Annotated in this window: 16 protein-coding genes and 1 tRNA gene; 6 read left to right on the forward strand and 11 right to left on the reverse strand. The window is 68.1% G+C overall.

What is annotated here, in order from left to right; genetic code table 11:
* A partial coding sequence (locus G9373_RS46485; protein WP_346842830.1) for an AraC family transcriptional regulator occupies positions 1–659 on the reverse strand: 659 nt, incomplete at its 3' end.
* Positions 660–758: 99 nt separating this feature from the next.
* Between G9373_RS46485 and G9373_RS16415 the strand changes: the two genes are divergently transcribed.
* Positions 759–1,175 (forward strand): SRPBCC family protein, encoded by a 417-nt coding sequence (locus G9373_RS16415; RefSeq protein WP_167115901.1) that lies wholly within the window; start codon positions 759–761, stop codon positions 1,173–1,175.
* Positions 1,176–1,248: 73 nt separating this feature from the next.
* Here the strand turns inward: G9373_RS16415 and G9373_RS16420 are convergent, their stop codons facing one another.
* The 3 genes from G9373_RS16420 to G9373_RS16430 form a co-directional block, all read right to left on the reverse strand.
* A complete protein-coding gene (locus G9373_RS16420; RefSeq protein ID WP_005264322.1) occupies positions 1,249–1,728 on the reverse strand; it encodes a DUF5130 family protein in 480 nt (159 codons plus the stop codon).
* Positions 1,715–1,975, reverse strand: coding sequence for a hypothetical protein (locus tag G9373_RS46490; RefSeq protein ID WP_005248217.1), 261 nt, complete (start codon positions 1,973–1,975; stop codon positions 1,715–1,717). Before G9373_RS46490 ends, G9373_RS16420 begins: the two co-directional genes overlap by 14 nt.
* Positions 1,976–2,050: 75 nt before the next feature.
* Positions 2,051–2,722 carry an HNH endonuclease gene (locus G9373_RS16430; RefSeq protein ID WP_167115904.1) on the reverse strand — a complete coding sequence of 224 codons (672 nt, stop codon included), beginning with the start codon at positions 2,720–2,722 and terminating at the stop codon, positions 2,051–2,053.
* Between the two features lie 140 nt (positions 2,723–2,862).
* Between G9373_RS16430 and G9373_RS16435 the strand changes: the two genes are divergently transcribed.
* The 3 genes from G9373_RS16435 to G9373_RS16445 all read left to right on the forward strand — a co-directional run bounded on the left by G9373_RS16435 (position 2,863) and on the right by G9373_RS16445 (position 5,820).
* Entirely contained in the window at positions 2,863–3,258 is a 396-nt protein-coding gene (locus G9373_RS16435) for a globin (RefSeq protein WP_005264320.1), read from the forward strand.
* Between the two features lie 67 nt (positions 3,259–3,325).
* Positions 3,326–4,921: a glycoside hydrolase family 13 protein gene (locus G9373_RS16440; RefSeq protein WP_005570298.1), complete on the forward strand. Its 1,596-nt coding sequence runs from the start codon at positions 3,326–3,328 to the stop codon at positions 4,919–4,921.
* The gene (locus G9373_RS16445; RefSeq protein WP_167115907.1) at positions 4,909–5,820 is read left to right on the forward strand and encodes an EamA family transporter; all 912 of its coding nucleotides are present in this window, start codon (positions 4,909–4,911) and stop codon (positions 5,818–5,820) included. Before G9373_RS16440 ends, G9373_RS16445 begins: the two co-directional genes overlap by 13 nt.
* A gap of 7 nt (positions 5,821–5,827) precedes the next feature.
* On the opposite strand, the gene G9373_RS16450 is transcribed toward G9373_RS16445, so the two are convergent.
* The 7 genes from G9373_RS16450 to G9373_RS16480 form a co-directional block, all read right to left on the reverse strand.
* A complete protein-coding gene (locus G9373_RS16450) occupies positions 5,828–6,514 on the reverse strand; it encodes a hypothetical protein (protein ID WP_005570295.1) in 687 nt (228 codons plus the stop codon).
* Complete coding sequence (locus tag G9373_RS16455; protein WP_167115910.1) at positions 6,507–6,932, reverse strand: thioesterase family protein; 426 nt, start codon at positions 6,930–6,932, stop codon at positions 6,507–6,509. The genes G9373_RS16450 and G9373_RS16455 overlap by 8 nt, the downstream gene beginning before the upstream one ends.
* Positions 6,929–11,830 carry an NAD-glutamate dehydrogenase gene (locus G9373_RS16460; protein ID WP_133984508.1) on the reverse strand — a complete coding sequence of 1,634 codons (4,902 nt, stop codon included), beginning with the start codon at positions 11,828–11,830 and terminating at the stop codon, positions 6,929–6,931. Before G9373_RS16460 ends, G9373_RS16455 begins: the two co-directional genes overlap by 4 nt.
* 107 nt (positions 11,831–11,937) lie before the next feature.
* Complete coding sequence (locus G9373_RS16465) at positions 11,938–12,363, reverse strand: thioesterase family protein (protein WP_037207361.1); 426 nt, start codon at positions 12,361–12,363, stop codon at positions 11,938–11,940.
* Position 12,364: 1 nt separating this feature from the next.
* Positions 12,365–14,044, reverse strand: a complete 1,680-nt coding sequence (gene ettA / locus G9373_RS16470) for an energy-dependent translational throttle protein EttA (protein WP_005264313.1) — start codon at positions 14,042–14,044, stop codon at positions 12,365–12,367.
* 133 nt (positions 14,045–14,177) lie between these two features.
* Positions 14,178–14,606 carry a single-stranded DNA-binding protein gene (locus G9373_RS16475; protein WP_005264312.1) on the reverse strand — a complete coding sequence of 143 codons (429 nt, stop codon included), beginning with the start codon at positions 14,604–14,606 and terminating at the stop codon, positions 14,178–14,180.
* A gap of 168 nt (positions 14,607–14,774) precedes the next feature.
* Positions 14,775–16,805: a cytochrome c oxidase assembly protein gene (locus G9373_RS16480; RefSeq protein ID WP_133984510.1), complete on the reverse strand. Its 2,031-nt coding sequence runs from the start codon at positions 16,803–16,805 to the stop codon at positions 14,775–14,777.
* Positions 16,806–16,909: 104 nt separating this feature from the next.
* Here G9373_RS16480 and G9373_RS16485 point away from each other — a divergent pair, with 104 nt between their 5' ends.
* Both G9373_RS16485 and G9373_RS16490 read left to right on the forward strand, forming a co-directional pair.
* Positions 16,910–17,287 carry a DUF4345 domain-containing protein gene (locus G9373_RS16485; protein ID WP_005264310.1) on the forward strand — a complete coding sequence of 126 codons (378 nt, stop codon included), beginning with the start codon at positions 16,910–16,912 and terminating at the stop codon, positions 17,285–17,287.
* 57 nt (positions 17,288–17,344) lie between these two features.
* Positions 17,345–17,417: transfer RNA gene (locus G9373_RS16490), tRNA-Arg, on the forward strand.
* Positions 17,418–17,447: the final 30 nt, after the last annotated feature.

The following is a 17,447-nucleotide window of genomic DNA, read 5'->3' on the forward strand; positions in this document are numbered from 1 at the left end:
CGCCCGACCCGAACCCTGTTGCGGTACCTGGTGAGCGAGACGCCCATGACTGCACTGAACGCACGACTGAGCGCGAACGGTGACACCCCGAACCGTCCGGCGAGCGGTATCAAACCGTCCGAGCCGGGCTCGTCGTCGAGGACCGCCGCGCGGGCCGCCGCGGCCACTACGTGGTCCGGAATGCCGCCGCGCCGGTGTGAACGCGACCGCGCCCGTGACGCGGCGACCGCGACGACCGCGACGAGCCGGACGGCCTCCTCGGCGAGGGCGAAGTGGACGTCGCCCGTCCGGCCGGCACGGAGCAGGCGCCGATGAAGAAGGTCGACGCGGGCATCGACGTACACATCCGAACGGCCGAGTGTCCAGTGGTCACCGGCGATCGCACGCCAGAGCTCGGGCCGGACACTGATCGACGTGCACCGGTCTCCACCGGCGGGGTGCGCGAACTGTTCCACTTCGCCGGGTATTCCGAGATACGCCACGGTCGGATCGGCCACCGACTCACGTCTGCCGATCCGGCGAACGAATCGGCCGCCACGGACGAGCACGAGCCGGTGATCGTCCCGCACCTCCACGTCCGACCAGGCCGTGTGCACGCCACAGCAGTCCACCGCCCAGACACTCGCGCCCGGCAGACGTGCGACCTCGCTCACCGCCACAACGGGGACGCTACTCGTGGGGCCCGACACCTTCCCGCACATACGGTGGCCTGCAAGAATCTTCAATCCTCACGGCAGTTCCCGCGGCAGGCTGCAGTCATGTCATACATCTACGAGTCCACCCACATCGATGTCACACCCGCTGCCGCGTGGGACGCTCTGCGCGACTGGGGTGCGTTGCACACGCGGCTCGCCGCAGGTTTCGTCACCGCCTCGGTGATCGACCGGGGAGATCGGGTCATCACGTTCTTCGACGGTTCCGTCGTCCGGGAGCGTCTCGTCTCGTGCGACGAGGACGCGCGCCGACTGGCCTGGTCGATCGTCGACGGCCCCTACCTGCATCACAGTGCTTCCGCCCAGGTGAGCGACGACGGCCACGGCGCGACCGTGTTCGTCTGGATCGCGGACATCCTGCCCGCAACTCTCGCGGAGCGGACCGCGCAGATGATGGAACTCGGCATCGACGCCGTTCGGCGGACCCTCGAAGGCGCCGATCGCGTCGTCGGCACCCGGTGAGACACCGACGGCCCGATCCGGTTCAGGAGGACTGAGCCGGATCGGGCCGCGCGGATGCTGATCTGTGTAGGTTTTACGGCGAGGCGATCGCCGCACTCATCACGCGGATGGCACTCACGAGACCGTCGATGAGGTCCCCGTCGCCGAACGACGACACGGCGGCGGTGGCGCCGAGCTGGGCGACCCGGTCGGTGACCCGGTTGGCCACGGCCCGGCCGCTGCGGATCTCGACCGTCCGCTGGTTGGGCGAGACCGCGATGAGCACGGACCGTTCCGCCTCGGGCGTCGTCGGGAACAGCGCGTCGGCGCCGGCCGCGGTGTCGGCGCCGAGGTCGCCGATGTACGCGTTGAAGCGCACCTTCGTCTTGCGGGTGCCTTCGGTGAGGGCATCGTCGAGGCGGACGAGTTCGTCCGTCGTGAACGGCAGGTCGTCGGTGAACGGCTCACCGACGCGGTGCACGCCTGAGATGCGACCGCTGGAGGTCACGACGCTGCCGACAGGCAGATTGTCCGCGGATACCGCCGACGCGGGAATCAGGTCACCACTTGCCACTTGCCGAGCCTCCAATCAGGTCTGCCGAACCGGCGTGCGCGCCGTGGTGTCCGCCGTGATGACCGTGCGTGGTCACCTCGTCGACGGCGCTCCACAGCACCGGCGCGTGCGTCCATTCCTCACCGAGGTGGAACGCGGGCGGCACGGGGCCCGGCGTCTTCTTGCCGACGAACGACATCCCCGCGAAGAAGGCGGTGATCAACGCCGGAATTCCTACGAATATCAGCACTGTCTCGAGAATGCTCACAACGCAAACGGTAGCCCAGAACCGTGCGAGGGGAAGCGTCAGGGCCGAACTTCGCGAAGCGGACGCGCGGAACGCTCAGGCGGCGCCTTCACCGAGGTAGGGCATCCACGACGGGTGCAAGTCCTTGGTGGACGCCAGCAGTCGCCAGTGCGGCCCCGACGGAGGCACGAGGGAGGCCCTGAGCGTCCAGCCGAGTTCGCTCAGCAATTTGTCCGCCTTGCGGTGGTTGCAGGGTGCGCAGCAGGCCACGCAGTTCTCCCACGAATGCTCGCCGCCTCGACTGCGGGGAACCACGTGATCGACGGTCTCGGCCTTGGCACCGCAGTAGGCGCACCGGAACCGGTCCCGGTGCATGAGGGCTGCGCGGGTCATCGGAACGCGGGCGCGATACGGGACGCGGACGTAGTTCCGGAGGCGGATCACGGACGGCACCTGCACGGACCACTGCTCGGAGTGGACGACCGGGGCCTGGGGATCCTCGTGGACGGTATCGGCTTTACCGCAGGTCATCAACACCACGGCGCGGCGGGCAGGAAGGGCGGTGAGCGGCTCGTAGGTGACATTCAGGAGAAGCACCCGGCGCTTGATCCAGAGCGGAACCGCATTCTCGCCCGGGAAAGTAGGCTCTGCGCTGCGCGCGGAGCCTTCGGTGATCACTTGTAAAGCAAACGCCCCTGAAACCCCGGCACTCCGGGCATCAGTGGGCACGAGTTGTCGGTGCGCGCGGGCGCTGTGTCGATTCTTCATGCGACCTCCGGGAGATTGCCACCAAGTGCACCATGAATTGCCTGCTCGTGCACGTCCATTTCCGACAAGAATGCAGGACGTTCGGTGAACAGACGGTGACGAAGACCGTTCGCGCCCGCACGTGCACAATGGAGGGCGCCATGACTGACGTGCAGCAGACCTTCTACGAGGCGGTGGGCGGAGCGGAGACGTTCCGCAAACTCACCGCGCGCTTCTACGAGGAAGTCGCCAAGGACGACATCGTGCGGCCCCTCTACCCCGAGGAAGATCTGGGTCCGGCCGAGCGCCGGATGCGGATGTTCCTCGAGCAGTACTGGGGCGGACCGCACACCTATTCGGACGAGCGCGGCCACCCACGACTGCGGATGCGACACCAGCCGTTCAAGATCGGCCCGATCGAGCGTGACGCCTGGCTGCGGTGCATGCACACGGCCATCGCGTCGATCGACACCGGAACCCTCGACGACGCCCACCGCAAGGCCCTCTCCGAGTACATGGACATGGCCGCGGCGTCGATGGTGAACTCCGCCTTCTGAAACCGCCCCGCGCCGATTACGCCGGTCGAGTCGTGGTGCGGGCGATCGTTTGGCACGATGGGCGTTTGTGAGCACTCCCGCCGAAACGTCCGCCGACGACACACAGCCGGCACCCTGGTGGTCCGACGCCGTCTTCTACCAGATCTATCCCCGCTCGTTCGCCGACGCGAACGGTGACGGTGTCGGCGACCTCCACGGAGTGCGGGACAAGCTGGGATACCTCGAACTGCTCGGTGTCGACGCCCTCTGGCTGAGCCCGGTGATGCGCTCCCCGATGGCCGATCACGGTTACGACGTGTCCGATCCCCGAGACATCGACCCGCTGTTCGGTGACCTCGCGACCATGGCCGCACTGATCGAGGCCGCGCACGCGCGCCAGATCAAGGTGACGATGGACCTGGTGCCCAACCACACGAGCGTCGAGCACGAATGGTTCCGCGCAGCCCTGGCGTCACCGCCCGGCAGTCCCGAACGGAACCGGTACATCTTTCGCGACGGTCGCGGTGAGGACGGCGCGGAGCCGCCCAACAACTGGCCGAGCATCTTCGGCGGGCCGGCCTGGACGCGGATCACCGAGGCCGACGGCAAGCCCGGCCAGTGGTACCTGCACATCTTCGCGACGGAACAGCCCGACCTGAACTGGGACAACCCGGATGTCGTCGAGGATCTCACGACGACGCTCCGGTTCTGGCTGGACCGCGGTGTCGACGGATTCCGCATCGACGTCGCGCACGGCATGGCGAAGCCGGAAGGTCTGCCGGACCACGACTGGTCCGCCAACGCACTGCTGCAGAACTCCGACGACGATCCGCGGTTCGACAACCCCGCGGTCCACGACATCCACCGCGGCATCCGCAAGGTCCTCGACGAGTACCCGGGCACGATGGCGGTCGGAGAGATCTGGGTTCGCGACAACGAACGCTTCGGCGAGTACATCCGGCCCGACGAACTGCACCTCGGGTTCAACTTCCGGCTGGCCGAGGCCGAGTTCTCGGCGGAGACGGTCCGGGAGGCGATCGAGAACTCCCTGACCGCCGTCGACCAGGTGGGCGGGACACCCACCTGGACCCTGTCGAACCACGACGTCGAACGGGAAGTCACCCGGTACGGCGGCGGCGAGATCGGCACGGCACGCGCCCGGGCCATGATCCTCGTAGAACTGGCGCTGCCGGGTGCGGCGTTCCTGTACAACGGCGCCGAACTCGGCCTGCCCAACGTCGACCTCCCCGATTCGGCGTTGCAGGACCCGGTGTGGGAACGGTCCGGTCACACCGAACGCGGCCGTGACGGCTGCCGTGTGCCCGTTCCGTGGGAGGGCACCGAACCGCCGTTCGGGTTCAGCACCGGCGAGCCCTGGCTGCCGATGCCACCCGAGTGGGCGGACCTCACCGTCGAGGCGCAACTCGAGGACGTCTCGTCGACGCTGTCGCTGTACCGGGCCGCACTCGAACTGCGCTCGCTGCGCCCGGAGTTCTCCGGGCCCGGGGTCGACTGGTACGGGAGCCCCGCGGGTTGCTTCGCCTTCCGCAGGCGCGGCGGGCTGATCTGCGCCCTCAACGCCACCGACGGGCCGATCTCGCTGCCACCCGGTGAGGTGCTGCTCAGCAGCGCGCCGCTCGTCGAGGGGCAGCTCCCACCGAACGCGGCTGCGTGGCTCATCTGACCCGCACTCCCGCAGTTGCGGCGGTCGTCGCAGCATCGATCCTGTTCGCCACGACGGGAGCCGCGCAGGCCCTCGCGTCCCGCTCCCTCGGCTACGACCTCGACCCGCTGGCGGTCGGCTCGGCCCGGGTCGTGGCCGCGGGCGCGCTCCTCGCGGCGTTCGCAGCGCTGCGGGGCGGGCTCGGGTTCGGTGACGGCTCCGGGATGCGCGGGTACGTGCCCGCCGTGTGGGGCGGGATCGGAGTCGCGGCGTACCAACTCGGCTTCTTCAGTGGTGTGCAGAGCGCCGGGGTGGCGGCAGGAACCATGATCGCGCTGGGTTCGGGCCCCGCGTTCACCGGGGCACTGCAGTGGGCGGTGCACCGGCACCGTCCCGGCCCGGTGTGGGCCGTGTCCACCGTCATCGCGGTCGCCGGAATGGCGTTGATCGTGGCGGGCACGACGGGCGGCTCCGACTCGTCCGGGATCCTGGCGGGTGCACTCCCTGCGCTGCTCGCCGGCCTCGGGTACGCCGCCTACACGGTTTCCGGATCGTCGCTGCTCGCCGCGGGTGCGAGTCCCGAGGCGGCGATGGGACAGATGTTCGGTCTCGGTGGACTTTTCCTGATCCCCGTGCTCGTCGCGACCTGGCCCGGCGGCCTCGACACCGGACCGGGCGCTGCGGCCGCGGTGTATCTGGCGATCGTCCCGACCGTGCTGGCGTATCTGCTGTTCGCCGCCGGTCTGCGGCGGCTGCCACCCGCGACGGTCGCGACGCTGACGCTCACCGAACCGGTGGTCGCGGCACTGCTCGGGACCGCGGTGCTCGGCGAGCAGCTGACCCTGGTCGCGGGGCTGGGCATGGCGGCCGTCGTCGCGTCACTCGCCGTTCTGGCGACCAGCACCCTGCGGTCCGGCTGACGGCGCGCTACCGCACGACCGACAACGGAATCCCCCCACCGCGGTGCCGGTAGATCGACCCGAACCGGGCGTCCACCCGCAGCCACGACGCGGTGGCACGCACCCGGACCAGTTCGGCCGCATCGATGCGCTCGAGGTCGATGTCGGCGGTCAGCCGATCCGAGCCCGCGTGCGGAACGAATCCCATCGCGGTGAGTGCGAACACCACCCGCATCGGGATGCCGACCGTGTGCTCCGCGCCCTTCACCTCCAGCACCTCCTGGTCGAGGAGTGATGCGGGCGGGCCGTGGCCGCCGCCGTGCTCCTGCGCCAGGGCCGCACCGCGCTGCGCGAGGTCCACGAGGACACGCGCCGGGACGTCGTCGACGTGCACGAAGCCCTCCGTCGGAGGCAGAGCGCCCCGCCACGCCGAATCCATCGAAAACCCGGGATCGATGTCGGCGGCGGTCGCCGCTTCGAGGGCGGCGAGCAGTTGGTCACCGGCAGCCGACGTGTCGTCGGGGGTGATGGTCCCCGCGACCGTGCGCACCGCCAGCGCGTCGAAACCGGTTGCCGCCCAGATCGTCAGGCGGCCGGGTCCGCGCTGACGCAGACGCACCACCGCCGACTCGTCCAACCGGACCACCCGCGTGAGGAACGTGGCGAGATCACCGCGTTCCGTGGCGTCCGGGATCGACAGGACGCGCTCATGCACGCTGCCAGCTCTCCAGGTACGCACGCTCGACGTCGGTGATTCTGCGCAGTCGCTGGGTGTCGATGTCGAACGCCGCGATCTGCGTGGAGGCGATGATGGACGGCGCGACCGAGACATCGACGCCCTTCGGGCGGACCTCGTAGTTGATCGTGAAATCGACCGCGCGCACCTTCTCCACCCACATCATGACGTCGAGCGGTGAATCGCTGTGCCGGAGTTGCCCGCGGTAGCGCACATGGAGGTCCGCGATGACCGCGCCGTCACGCAACGTGACAGTGGGCCGATCGTCCTCGAACAGCCAGGGAATCCGCGCCTCCTCCAGCAACGTCACCATCCGTGCGTGGTTGATGTGCTGGAAGACGTCCATGTCCGACCATCGAACTTCGACCTCCGCGTGAAAGCCCTCGCTCAACGTCATACCTCCGATCGGGTGCCCATACCTCGCACCATGCTGCGTACCTGACGCGCCGCCACCGAGAGCGTCGCGAGGTCAAGGGTCCCAGACTCGAAAATTTCGGTGAGAGCGGACCTCGCCCTGGCCAGCCGGGACGCGTTCGTCGACTCCCAGTCGTCGATCTTCTCCTGCGGCGTCTCGTGAGGTTCACCACCCAGGAGCACTTCCATCGTGAGCTGACGCAGCGAACTGTAGAGGTCGTCCCGCAGTGCGAGGCGGGCCAGCGAATGCCAGCGGTCACCCCGCGCGAGTGTGGACACGGCGCTGAGCAGCCAGTCGATGCCGAGGTGCGCGTCGAGTTCGTAGTACAGCTCGGCGACCTCGTCGATGTCGCGTTCGGCGATGTCCGCGATGTCGCTGATGTCGAGCAGGCAGAACTTGTCCAGAAGCCGGAACACCTCGAACGCGAGGTCCTCCGGCGCTCCGCGGACGACGAGCGGCCTCGCCCGTGTCTCCACGTCGGCAAGCTGATGCCCCCGCACGAGCTGCGGGACTCGCGGCGAGAGTGCGCGGAAGTCGGCCGAGTACCGGGCGATCTCGGCGCCCACGGCGAGGGGCTGAGGCCGGTTGGTCAGGAACCAGCGGGACGCGCGGTCGAGAACCCGGCCGGACTCGAGAATCAGGTCGTCCTCGATGTCCGCCGCGATGTTCGCCGACCGGATCCTCGACCACAGCTCGGGCAGGGCGAAGATCTCGGTGACCGCCGCGTAGGCGCGGATGGCGTCGGTGCTGCTCGCACCCGCCTCGTCCGCCAATCGGTACGCGAAGGTGATACCGCCGTTGTCGATGGTCTCGTTCGCGAGCATCGTCGCCACGATCTGCCTGCGCAGAGGATGCGCCTTGATCGCGGTGCGGAACCGCTTGCGCAACACTGTCGGGAAGTACCGCGGCAGCCGCGGGGCGAACGTCTCGCTGTCGGGCAGGTCGGTCGCGAGGAGATCGTCCTTGAGCGCGAGTTTCACGTGCGCGGTGAGGGTCGCGAGTTCCGGAGAGGTCAGTCCCTGCCCCGCCTGCCTCCGTCGTGCGATCTCCTCGTCGGTGGGCAGGGCCTCGAGTTTCCGGTCGAGTCCGCGACGCGACGCCAGGTGCTCGATCTGGCGGCGGTGCACACTCAGCATCGGAACCGCGCTGGTCCGGGAGACACCGAGGAGATTGTTCTGCGCGATGTTGTTCGCGAGCACGAGTTGGGCCACCTCGTCGGTCATCGACGCCAGCAGAGGATTACGTTCCTCCCGTGGCAACCCGCCGCTGCTCACCAACGAGTCCAGCAGAATCTTGATGTTCACTTCGTGATCGGAGCAGTCGACGCCCGCGGAGTTGTCGATCGCGTCGGTGTTGATCCGGCCACCGTTCTGGCTGTACTCGATCCGGCCGAGCGCCGTCACCCCGAGGTTGCCGCCCTCACCCACCACCTTCGCCCGCACCTCGTTGCCGTCGACGCGCACGGAGTCGTTGCTCTTGTCGCCCACCATCGCATTGGTCTCGGTGGACGCCTTGACGTACGTGCCGATGCCACCGTTCCACAGCAGGTCCACCGGGGCACGCAGGATCGCCCGGACCAGTTCCGGCGGGGAGAGTTCGGTGACGGCGTCGTCGAGTCCGAGCGCAGTGCGCGCGGCGGCACTGATCGGGACCGATTTGCGCGTCCGGTCCCACACTCCCCCGCCCTCGCTGATGATGCCGGTGTCGTAATCGGCCCACGACGACCGGGGCAGCGCGAACATGCGGGACCGCTCCGCGAAGGACCTGGCGGCGTCGGGCTCGGGGTCGAGGAAGATGTGCCGGTGGTCGAACGCCGCCACCAGCCGGATGTGCCGACTCAGGAGCATGCCGTTTCCGAACACGTCGCCGCTCATGTCACCGACACCGACCGCAGAGAAGTCCTGGGTCTGGGTGTCGACGCCCATCTCCCGGAAGTGCCGTTTCACGCTCTCCCAGGCGCCGCGCGCGGTGATGCCCATCCCCTTGTGGTCGTACCCGGCCGACCCACCGGACGCGAACGCGTCGCCGAGCCAGAACTTGTACTGCTCCGCAACAGAATTGGCGAGGTCGGAGAATTTCGCGGTCCCCTTGTCCGCGGCCACGACGAGATACCGGTCGTCGCCGTCGCGCCGCACCACCCGGGCCGGGGGCACGATCTCCCCCGACGCCTGATCGACGTTGTCGGTGAGGTCCAGGAGCCCGCAGATGAATGTGCGGTAGCAGTCCTGACCCGCCTCCAGGGCGGCCGCGCGGTCGGCCGCCGCGTCGCCCGAGGGTGTCGGCGGATTCTTGACGACGAAACCGCCCTTCGCGCCGACCGGGACGATCACCGCATTCTTGACGGCCTGAGCCTTCGCCAACCCCAGGATCTCGGTGCGGAAATCCTCACGCCGGTCCGACCAGCGCAGCCCGCCGCGGGCGACGGATCCGAACCGCAGGTGGACACCCTCGACGTCGGGCGAGTACACGAAGATCTCGTACTTGGGGCGGGGCTTCGGCAGTTCCTGGATCGAGGTCGGATCGAGCTTGATCGACAGGTACGACGGCGGCTCCCCGGTGCGGCCGACGACGAAGTAGTTGGTGCGCAGCGTCGACTTGATCAGCCCGAACAAACCGCGCAGGATGCGGTCCGCGTCGAGGCTGACCACGGCGTCGATGTACTCCCGCAGACGGGTGTCGAGTTCGGCGACCAGGTCGGGTGAGGGCGTCTCCGGGTCGAACATCGCCTCGAACAACTCGACGAGCGTGTACGCGGAGCGGGGATTCGCCAGCGCAACCCCCTCGATGTGGAACTGACTGTAGGGAAACCCCGCCTGGCGCAGGTACTTTGCGTAGGCCCGCAGGATCACGGCCTGCCGCCACGACACTCCCGCCCGCAGGATCAGCTCGTTGAACCGGTCGGCCTCGGCCCGTCCGAACCAGACCGCGGTGAAGGCATCGGTGAACCGTTCCTGAAGCTTCGGGGCGGCGGCGGACGCCTCCTCGGCGGCGAGTTCGGCGTCCAGGTCGTCCTCGACCGAGGAGCGGAGCAGCTCCGCCGGCACCGACAGCCCGAAATCGTAGATCCAGCACGACAACCCGTCCGGCCGCGGAATCAGGTAGGGCCGTTCGTCGAGCACCTCCACACCCAGGCTCTGCAGCACCGGAAGTACCTGGCTCAGCGAAATGCCGTCGCCGCCCACGTACAGGGTGAATCGCCAGTGCCCGACCTCCGCCCCGGGATCGCGGTAGAGCAGCAGGTCGATGGAACCGTCTTCGAGCGCCTCCAGCCTCGCGAGATCCGACAACGCGCGCGTGGCGTCGAAATCCTCCTTGTACCCCTCGGGCAGGACGGCGGCATAACGCTGCGCCAGAACGGGATCCACACCGGTGGTCACCGGGAGGAGGTCACCGAGATGGTCGTCCCAGCTGCGGCTCGCCTCGGCCAGCATGCCCTGGACCCGCTCACGGTCGGCGTCCGAGAGGTCGAGCCGCGACCCCATCTGTTCGGCGCTCTTGCGGATCGTCACGTGCAGCAACGCCAGGTCGGACTCGGTGACACGCGCGGTGTATTCCAAAGTGCCGCCACCGAATTCCCGCAGCAGGATGTCCTGCATCGCGAGCCGGACCCGGGTGGTGTACCGGTCGCGGGGCAGATAGATCAGGCAGGAGACGAATCGCCCGAGGAAATCCTCGCGCACGAACAGACGCACCTGACGCCGGAGCCCGATGCTGTGCACGGCGGTCACCGTGTCGAAGAGGGTGTCGGCGTCGCTCGAGAACAGCTCCGTGCGCGGGAACGACTGGATGACCTCCAGCATCGCCTGCCCCGAGTACGAATTCAACTGGAACCCGGCCCGATCGATCACCTTGCGCACCCGGCGGGCGATCACGGGAATGTCGAGGACGTTCTCGTGCAGCGCCGTGACCGTGAAGACGCCGAGGAACCGGTGCTCACCGGTGATGTTGCCGTTCTCGTCGAGGATGCTCACGCCGACGAAGAACGGGTAGACCGAGCGGTGGACGGTCGCGGGGAACGAGCCCTGCGTGAGCACGAGCAGGGGCCGGTCGGGGATCTCGGCGGCCGGCGGCAGACTCAGCGGACCTTCGGTGACCGTGTCGGAGCGCAGCAGTCCGAGACCGCTGCCCGGCACCACCTGCAGGCTGCGGGCGCCGGAGCTGTCCGGCTCCCCCAGTTCGAAGCGGCGGTAGCCGAGCGCCGCGTAATTGCCCTGCGACATCCACCGCAGCAGATCGGCGCAGTCCTCCAGGTCGTCCTTCGTCACGCCGGGACAGGGTGTGGACGTTTCGAGTTCGTCGGCGAGCGTCCGCTCGAGCTTGCGCATGATGTCGGTGTCCCGGACCACCTGGCGCACGTCGGCGAGGACGGTGCCGACTTCCTTCTCGAGTGTGTCGAGAACAGCGGCGTCGGCACGTGGATCGAGTTGGACGTGGATCCACGACTCGGAGACGGCGTCCTCGTCGGCGTCCTTGGCCTTGTCTCCCATGAGGATTCCGCGCAGCGCGCCGATCGGATCGCGCCGGACCGAGATGATGGGGTGCACGAATTCGCTGATCCCGATGCCGAGGCGGTTCAGCAGCGCGGTGATCGATTCGACGAGCAGCGGCATGTCGTCCGTCACGAGTTGCAGGGACGCACCGAGTTCGCGCCCGTCGCCCGGGCGGTAGACCCGGGTGACCGCGCGTTCCGGCGGACGATGCAGGGCGAGTGTCAGATGCGCGCCGAGCACGGCCCCGGAGGCGCCGTTGACGGCGCTCTCGCTGTCACCGCGATCGACGTGACGGAAATACACCGCCGCGAGGGTCGGCACCTGAGACCGGAGACCTTCGGGCAGATCCCGCGCCCACTCCGCATCTTTCAGTGCTGCCGATTCCGTCATCGGGGCTCACTTCCTCTTCGTTCCGATCGCCGCGGGCAACTCTCTCGAGACTAGCCCGCGGCGATGGGAACAGAGGGTGAACTTCGGGCACCCGCGTGCCGGATCCGTCAGCCGGTGGTCACCGGCGCAAGGTACCGCTCGAGCGCGTCCCGTTCCGCCGCGGACAGCGGACGCGAGCGTTCGGCCTTCACGTCGAACGCCACCATCAGGGCGTCGCCCGTCGCGCAGCGGACCCCGTCGCGGTTCGTGACGACGTGCCGGATCGTGTACGACGAATTACCGACATGGAGTACCGACACGTCGATCGTCAACGGCCCGGAGGCGTCGGTGACGGGACGCAGGAATTCCACGTCCATCTTGCGCACCACCGTGGCACCCGCCCGGGCGCCCGCCGACTCCAGCTCCGACGACAGGAAATGCACACGTGCTTCCTGCATGTACTCGACGAAGCGGGTGTTGTTGACGTGCCCCAACCGGTCGGAGTCGCCCCACCGGACCTGGATCTCGTACGTGAAAACCTTCGGCTCCACCAGGTCAGTCCCTCGTGAGCTTGCGGTGCGTCACCCGGTGCGGACGTGCCGCGTCCGGTCCGAGCCGCTCGACCTTGTTGGCCTCGTAGCCCTCGAAGTTGCCCTCGTACCAGTACCAGGCGGCCTCGTTGTCGCCGAAGCCACCCTCCCACGCGAGGATGTGCGTGCAGGTGCGGTCGAGGAACCAGCGGTCGTGCGAGATCACGACGGCGCAGCCGGGGAACTGCTCGAGGGCGTTCTCCAGCGAACCGAGGGTCTCGACGTCGAGGTCGTTGGTCGGTTCGTCGAGCAGGATCAGGTTTCCGCCCTGCTTGAGCGTCATCGCGAGGTTCAGGCGGTTGCGCTCACCACCGGAGAGGACGCCCGCCGGCTTCTGCTGATCGTGGCCCTTGAACCCGAACGAGCTGATGTACGCGCGCGACGGCATCTCGGTCTGGCCGACCACGATGTGGTCGAGACCGTCGGACACGACCTCCCACACCGTCTTGTCGGGGTCGATGCCCGTGCGGTTCTGGTCGACGTAGCTGAGCTTGACGGTCTGACCGATCTTCACCTCACCGGCGTCCGGCTCCTCGAGCCCGACGATGGTCTTGAACAGCGTCGTCTTACCGACACCGTTGGGGCCGATCACGCCGACGATGCCGTTACGCGGCAGGGTGAACGACAGGTCCTTGATCAGAACCCGGCCGTCGAAGCCCTTGTCGAGGCTCGAGACCTCGACCACGACGTCGCCGAGGCGCGGCGGCGCCGGGATCTGGATCTCGTCGAAGTCCAGCTTGCGGGTCTTCTCGGCTTCGTTGGCCATTTCCTCGTAGCGGTCGAGGCGGGCCTTGTTCTTGGCCTGACGGGCCTTCGCTCCCGAGCGGACCCAGGCCAGCTCCTCCTTGAGGCGCTTCTGCAGCTTCTGGTCCTTCTTGCCCTGGACCTCGAGCCTCGCGGCCTTCTGCTCCAGGTAGGTCGAGTAGTTGCCCTCGTAGGGGTACAGGCGGCCGCGGTCGACCTCACAGATCCACTGGGCGACGTGGTCGAGGAAGTACCGGTCGTGGGTGACGGCCAGGATCGCACCCGGGTAGGCGGCCAGGTGCTGCTCCAGCCACAGGACGCTTTCCGCGTCGAGGTGGTTGGTCGGCTCGTCGAGCAGCAGCAGGTCGGGTTTGCTGAGCAGGAGCTTGCAGAGGGCGACGCGGCGCTTCTCACCACCGGAGAGGTGAGTGACCATCTCCTCCGGCGGCGGACAGCGCAGAGCGTCCATCGCCTGCTCGAGCTGGGAATCGATCTCCCATGCGTCGGCATGGTCGAGCTTCTCCTGCAGCTCGCCCATCTCCTCCATCAGCTCGTCGGAGTAGTCGGTCGCCATCAGCTCGGCGATCTCGTTGTACCGCTTGAGCTGGACCATGGTTTCACCCATGCCCTCCTCGACGTTCTCGCGAACGGTCTTGGTCTCGTCCAGGTGCGGTTCCTGCATGAGGATCCCGACGGTGGCACCCGGAGCGATGAACGCTTCACCGTTGCCCGGCTGATCCAGCCCCGCCATGATCTTGAGGATGCTGGACTTACCCGCGCCGTTCGGGCCGACCACACCGATCTTGGCGCCGGGGTAGAAGCTCATCGTGACGTCATCGAGGATGACCTTGTCACCGTGCGCCTTGCGCACCTTCTTCATCGTGTAAATGAACTCAGCCATGGGGCCAGCCTAATGGTGAAGTGCGATGAACCCACATCGCGGAGGGTCGGGGACGTGAACGAGGGCTCCGTAGGAAGAAGCCGCGGGTACCGGCGCCGCGGGTGCGGGATGGGCGCCGATACCCGCTGGTCCGCTACGCGACGAGGGACCGAGTGGCGACCTGTTCCGTCGCCGGGGTCGCCGCACCCCCGTCCCCGGTTCTGGGCGCGCGCTCGAGGACGACCGTGCACCGGGCGAGATCCGGTCCGATCGCGGTCGCACTCAGCTCCAGGTCGGAGCGGGCGATGCCGTCCCGCGTCGTGTACTCCGTGGTGCGCAACTCGCCGGTCACGATGACCGGATCCCCCTTCGCGATCGACTGGACGACACCGGCCATCAGTCGCCGCCTGCAGGTCACCGTGAGGTAGAGCGTGCTCCCGTCGCGCCACTCGCCCGTCGCGTGGTCCCGGCGCCGGACCGTGCTCGCCATCCGGAAACTGAGGAACTCGTCACCGGCCGCATTCGACCGGGTGACCGGGCCGGTGATGACCGTTCCGACCACGGTGCCGTGTGTTTCGTACATTCGCTCTACCCCCTGTGAGTGCGGCAAGGTGCCTTCACTCACAGCGTGCCGTCCGGCACCGCCGTTGTCGGGCGGCATCCGAAATCTGTGGAGAAACGGAGCGGGTGTGGATGACACAGCCGAAACGGCGACCGAAGCTCCGACCGTGTCGGAACCGCGTGCTAGCGGTCAGTGTCCGGCTTCTCGGTCCCGTCGCGCCAGTTCCGCGAACATCGCGTTGTGCGCTGCCAGGTCGGCGTCGTCGTCGCGGTCGGCGGCCCGGTCGACCCGCCGCGCCGTGCGGCCGTCGCTGCGGGACCACTGAATGAGCAGCGCCATCATCACCAGCACCAGCGGGATCTCACCGGTCGCCCAGGCGATGCTGCCGCCCAGTTGCTGGTCACCCACCAGGTCGGCGTTCCAGCCCAGTCCGAGCGACCGGTAGTACCACTCGCCCATCACGGCGCCCATGCTCATCAACGCCACACCGAAGAACGCGTGGAACGGTAGCGAGCCGAACACCATCGCGAGCTTCGTCACCGGCTGCAGTTTGCGCGGCGACGGGTCGATGCCGATCGCGACCCAGTAGAAGAGGTAGCCGCTCAGCAGGAAGTGCAGGTTCATCAGGACGTGCGCGGAGTGCGAGTCCACGGCGGCCTCGAAGATCCCGCCGAGGTACAGGGCGTAGAACCCGCCGACGAACAGCACGGCCGCGACGACGGGATGGGTGATGAACCGGGAGAACGGGCTGTGCAGCGCAGTCAGGATCCACTCACGCAGTCCCGGCACACCGTTCTTGCCCGCCGGATCGAGAGCGCGCAGGGCCAGCGTGATCGGTGCGCCGAGCACCAGCAGGACCGGGGCGAGCATCGACAGCGCCATGTGCGCGCCCATGTGCACGCTGAACACGGCCGGTGAGTAGCGGCCGACACCCGAGGACGTCGCGACGAGAAGCACCACGCATCCGCACATCCACGCGACGGTCCGGCCGACCGGCCAGCTGTCGCCGCGACGCCGAAGTTTGCGCAAACCGAGCGCGTAGACGACGGCCAGCACGATCGCGGCGGTGCCGTAGAGGAGGTCGAAACGCCAGTCCAGCATCAGCCGGGCGAACGTCGGCGGCCCCGCCAGGTTGTAGCCGAGTTCCACCTCTGTGAGGGTGGGTGCCGCGGTCGGAGGGGGCGGCGGTGTGCGGCCGAGCCCGACGGCGAGACCGATCGTGGCGGCGAAGACCATGGCCTCCGCGCCGGCGAAACGGATCAGGTTGCCGCGGCCGGCCGGGTCCTTCTGCAGCGCGGGCAGCGCCCGTCGACGCTGCGCCCAGCCGAAGACGCCCAGGATGACGAGCGCCACGATCTTCGCGACCACCAGGCGTCCGTACGTGGTGTCGACGAGGTCACCGATCTGGACGCGGACGAGCGCGTTCACCACACCACTGACCGCCATGACGACGAAGCAGACCGTCGCGACCGCGGAGAACCGTCGCGCTGCCACATCGGTGTAGGCGCCGCGCCGGCGCGCATGGGCGAGGAGAGCGAACAGACCGCCGGCCCACAGCGAGGCCGCGACGAGGTGCAGGATCAGACTGTTCGTCGCCATGTCGTGCGAACCGCCCGACGACGAGTGCCCCGTCAACGCGAGCGGCATCAGCCCGAGGATGCCGACGACCAGAAGGATCGGCGTCCACCACCAGCGCAGCACGAGCCGGGATGCGATCGCGAGGACGATCGCGATGATCGCGGTCCAGCGCCAGGCGCCGGCGAGTTCGACCTGATCGATCGAATTGAAGATGTTGGCCGGTTCGACCGCCTCGGCGAAGGGTTGCCCGGACGTGTCCGACAACGTCAACGGGACCAGGACGAGGGCGGACGCGGCCCACACGATCGCGGCATATGACGCGGTCCGGAGCGCACGGTAGCCGTCCACGTCCAGGACACCCGATTTCTGCGGCGGTACGAAGAACGCCGCGAGCAGCAGCGACCCGATGGTGATGACCGCAGCGATCTCCGACACGGCTCGCATCGCAGGCAGTCCGTAGGTGGTGATCGGTCCGGGATCCGGAATTCCCAGCAGCACGAGCGCCTGAGCAGCGGAAAGTCCGACGACGATTGCCGCGACCAGACCGGCGATGAGTCCGCCGACGACGAACAGGGCGGTCGAATCGGCGCGATCCGGGGGTTTCGATGCCGGGTCGGACGCCGCGAGCTGGGGTGTAGCCATACATCAAGGGTAGGACCTACGACAGGCCGTCGGAGACGCGAGGGTTCCGTCGCCGCTCCGGTTACCGTCGACAGGGACGTGTCCCGAGGCAACGAGAGGCTGAGATGGCTGAGTTTCTGATCATCGCGGTGGCGCTGTTCTTCGCGGGCATGGGTGTGTACGGGCTCGCCGCGCCGGCCCGGCTGGTCGCCCCGTTCGGTCTGTCCGCGGATTCGGCGACCTCCCGCGCCGAGGTGCGCGCGGTCTACGGCGGCTTCGGTGTCGCGGTGGCGGCCCTGCTGTTCTTCGCAGCTTTCGACGCCCACGGCATCCGATCCGCCGCCTCGGTGACCGTGGCCGTCGCCCTGCTGGGGATGGCATTCGGCCGGATCGTGTCGGCCGTCGCCGACCGGCCTACCCGTTTCTACCCCGTGTGGTTCTACTTCGTGGTCGAGCTCGTTCTGGCGGGACTTCTGCTGTCGGCGGCCGGCCTGGGCTCGTGACCCGCACACCACAGCCCCGGTCGGAGCGCTCGAGGCGGCAGGTAATATTTGCTGCGCGCCTCCGTAGCTCAGGGGATAGAGCAAGAGCCTTCTAATCTCTTGGTCGCAGGTTCGAATCCTGCCGGGGGCACTCATTCCACGGAGCGCCGACAGACGAAAA

This window comes from Rhodococcus sp. A14, from assembly GCF_011603105.1.
Lineage (GTDB): Bacteria > Actinomycetota > Actinomycetes > Mycobacteriales > Mycobacteriaceae > Rhodococcus_F > Rhodococcus_F opacus.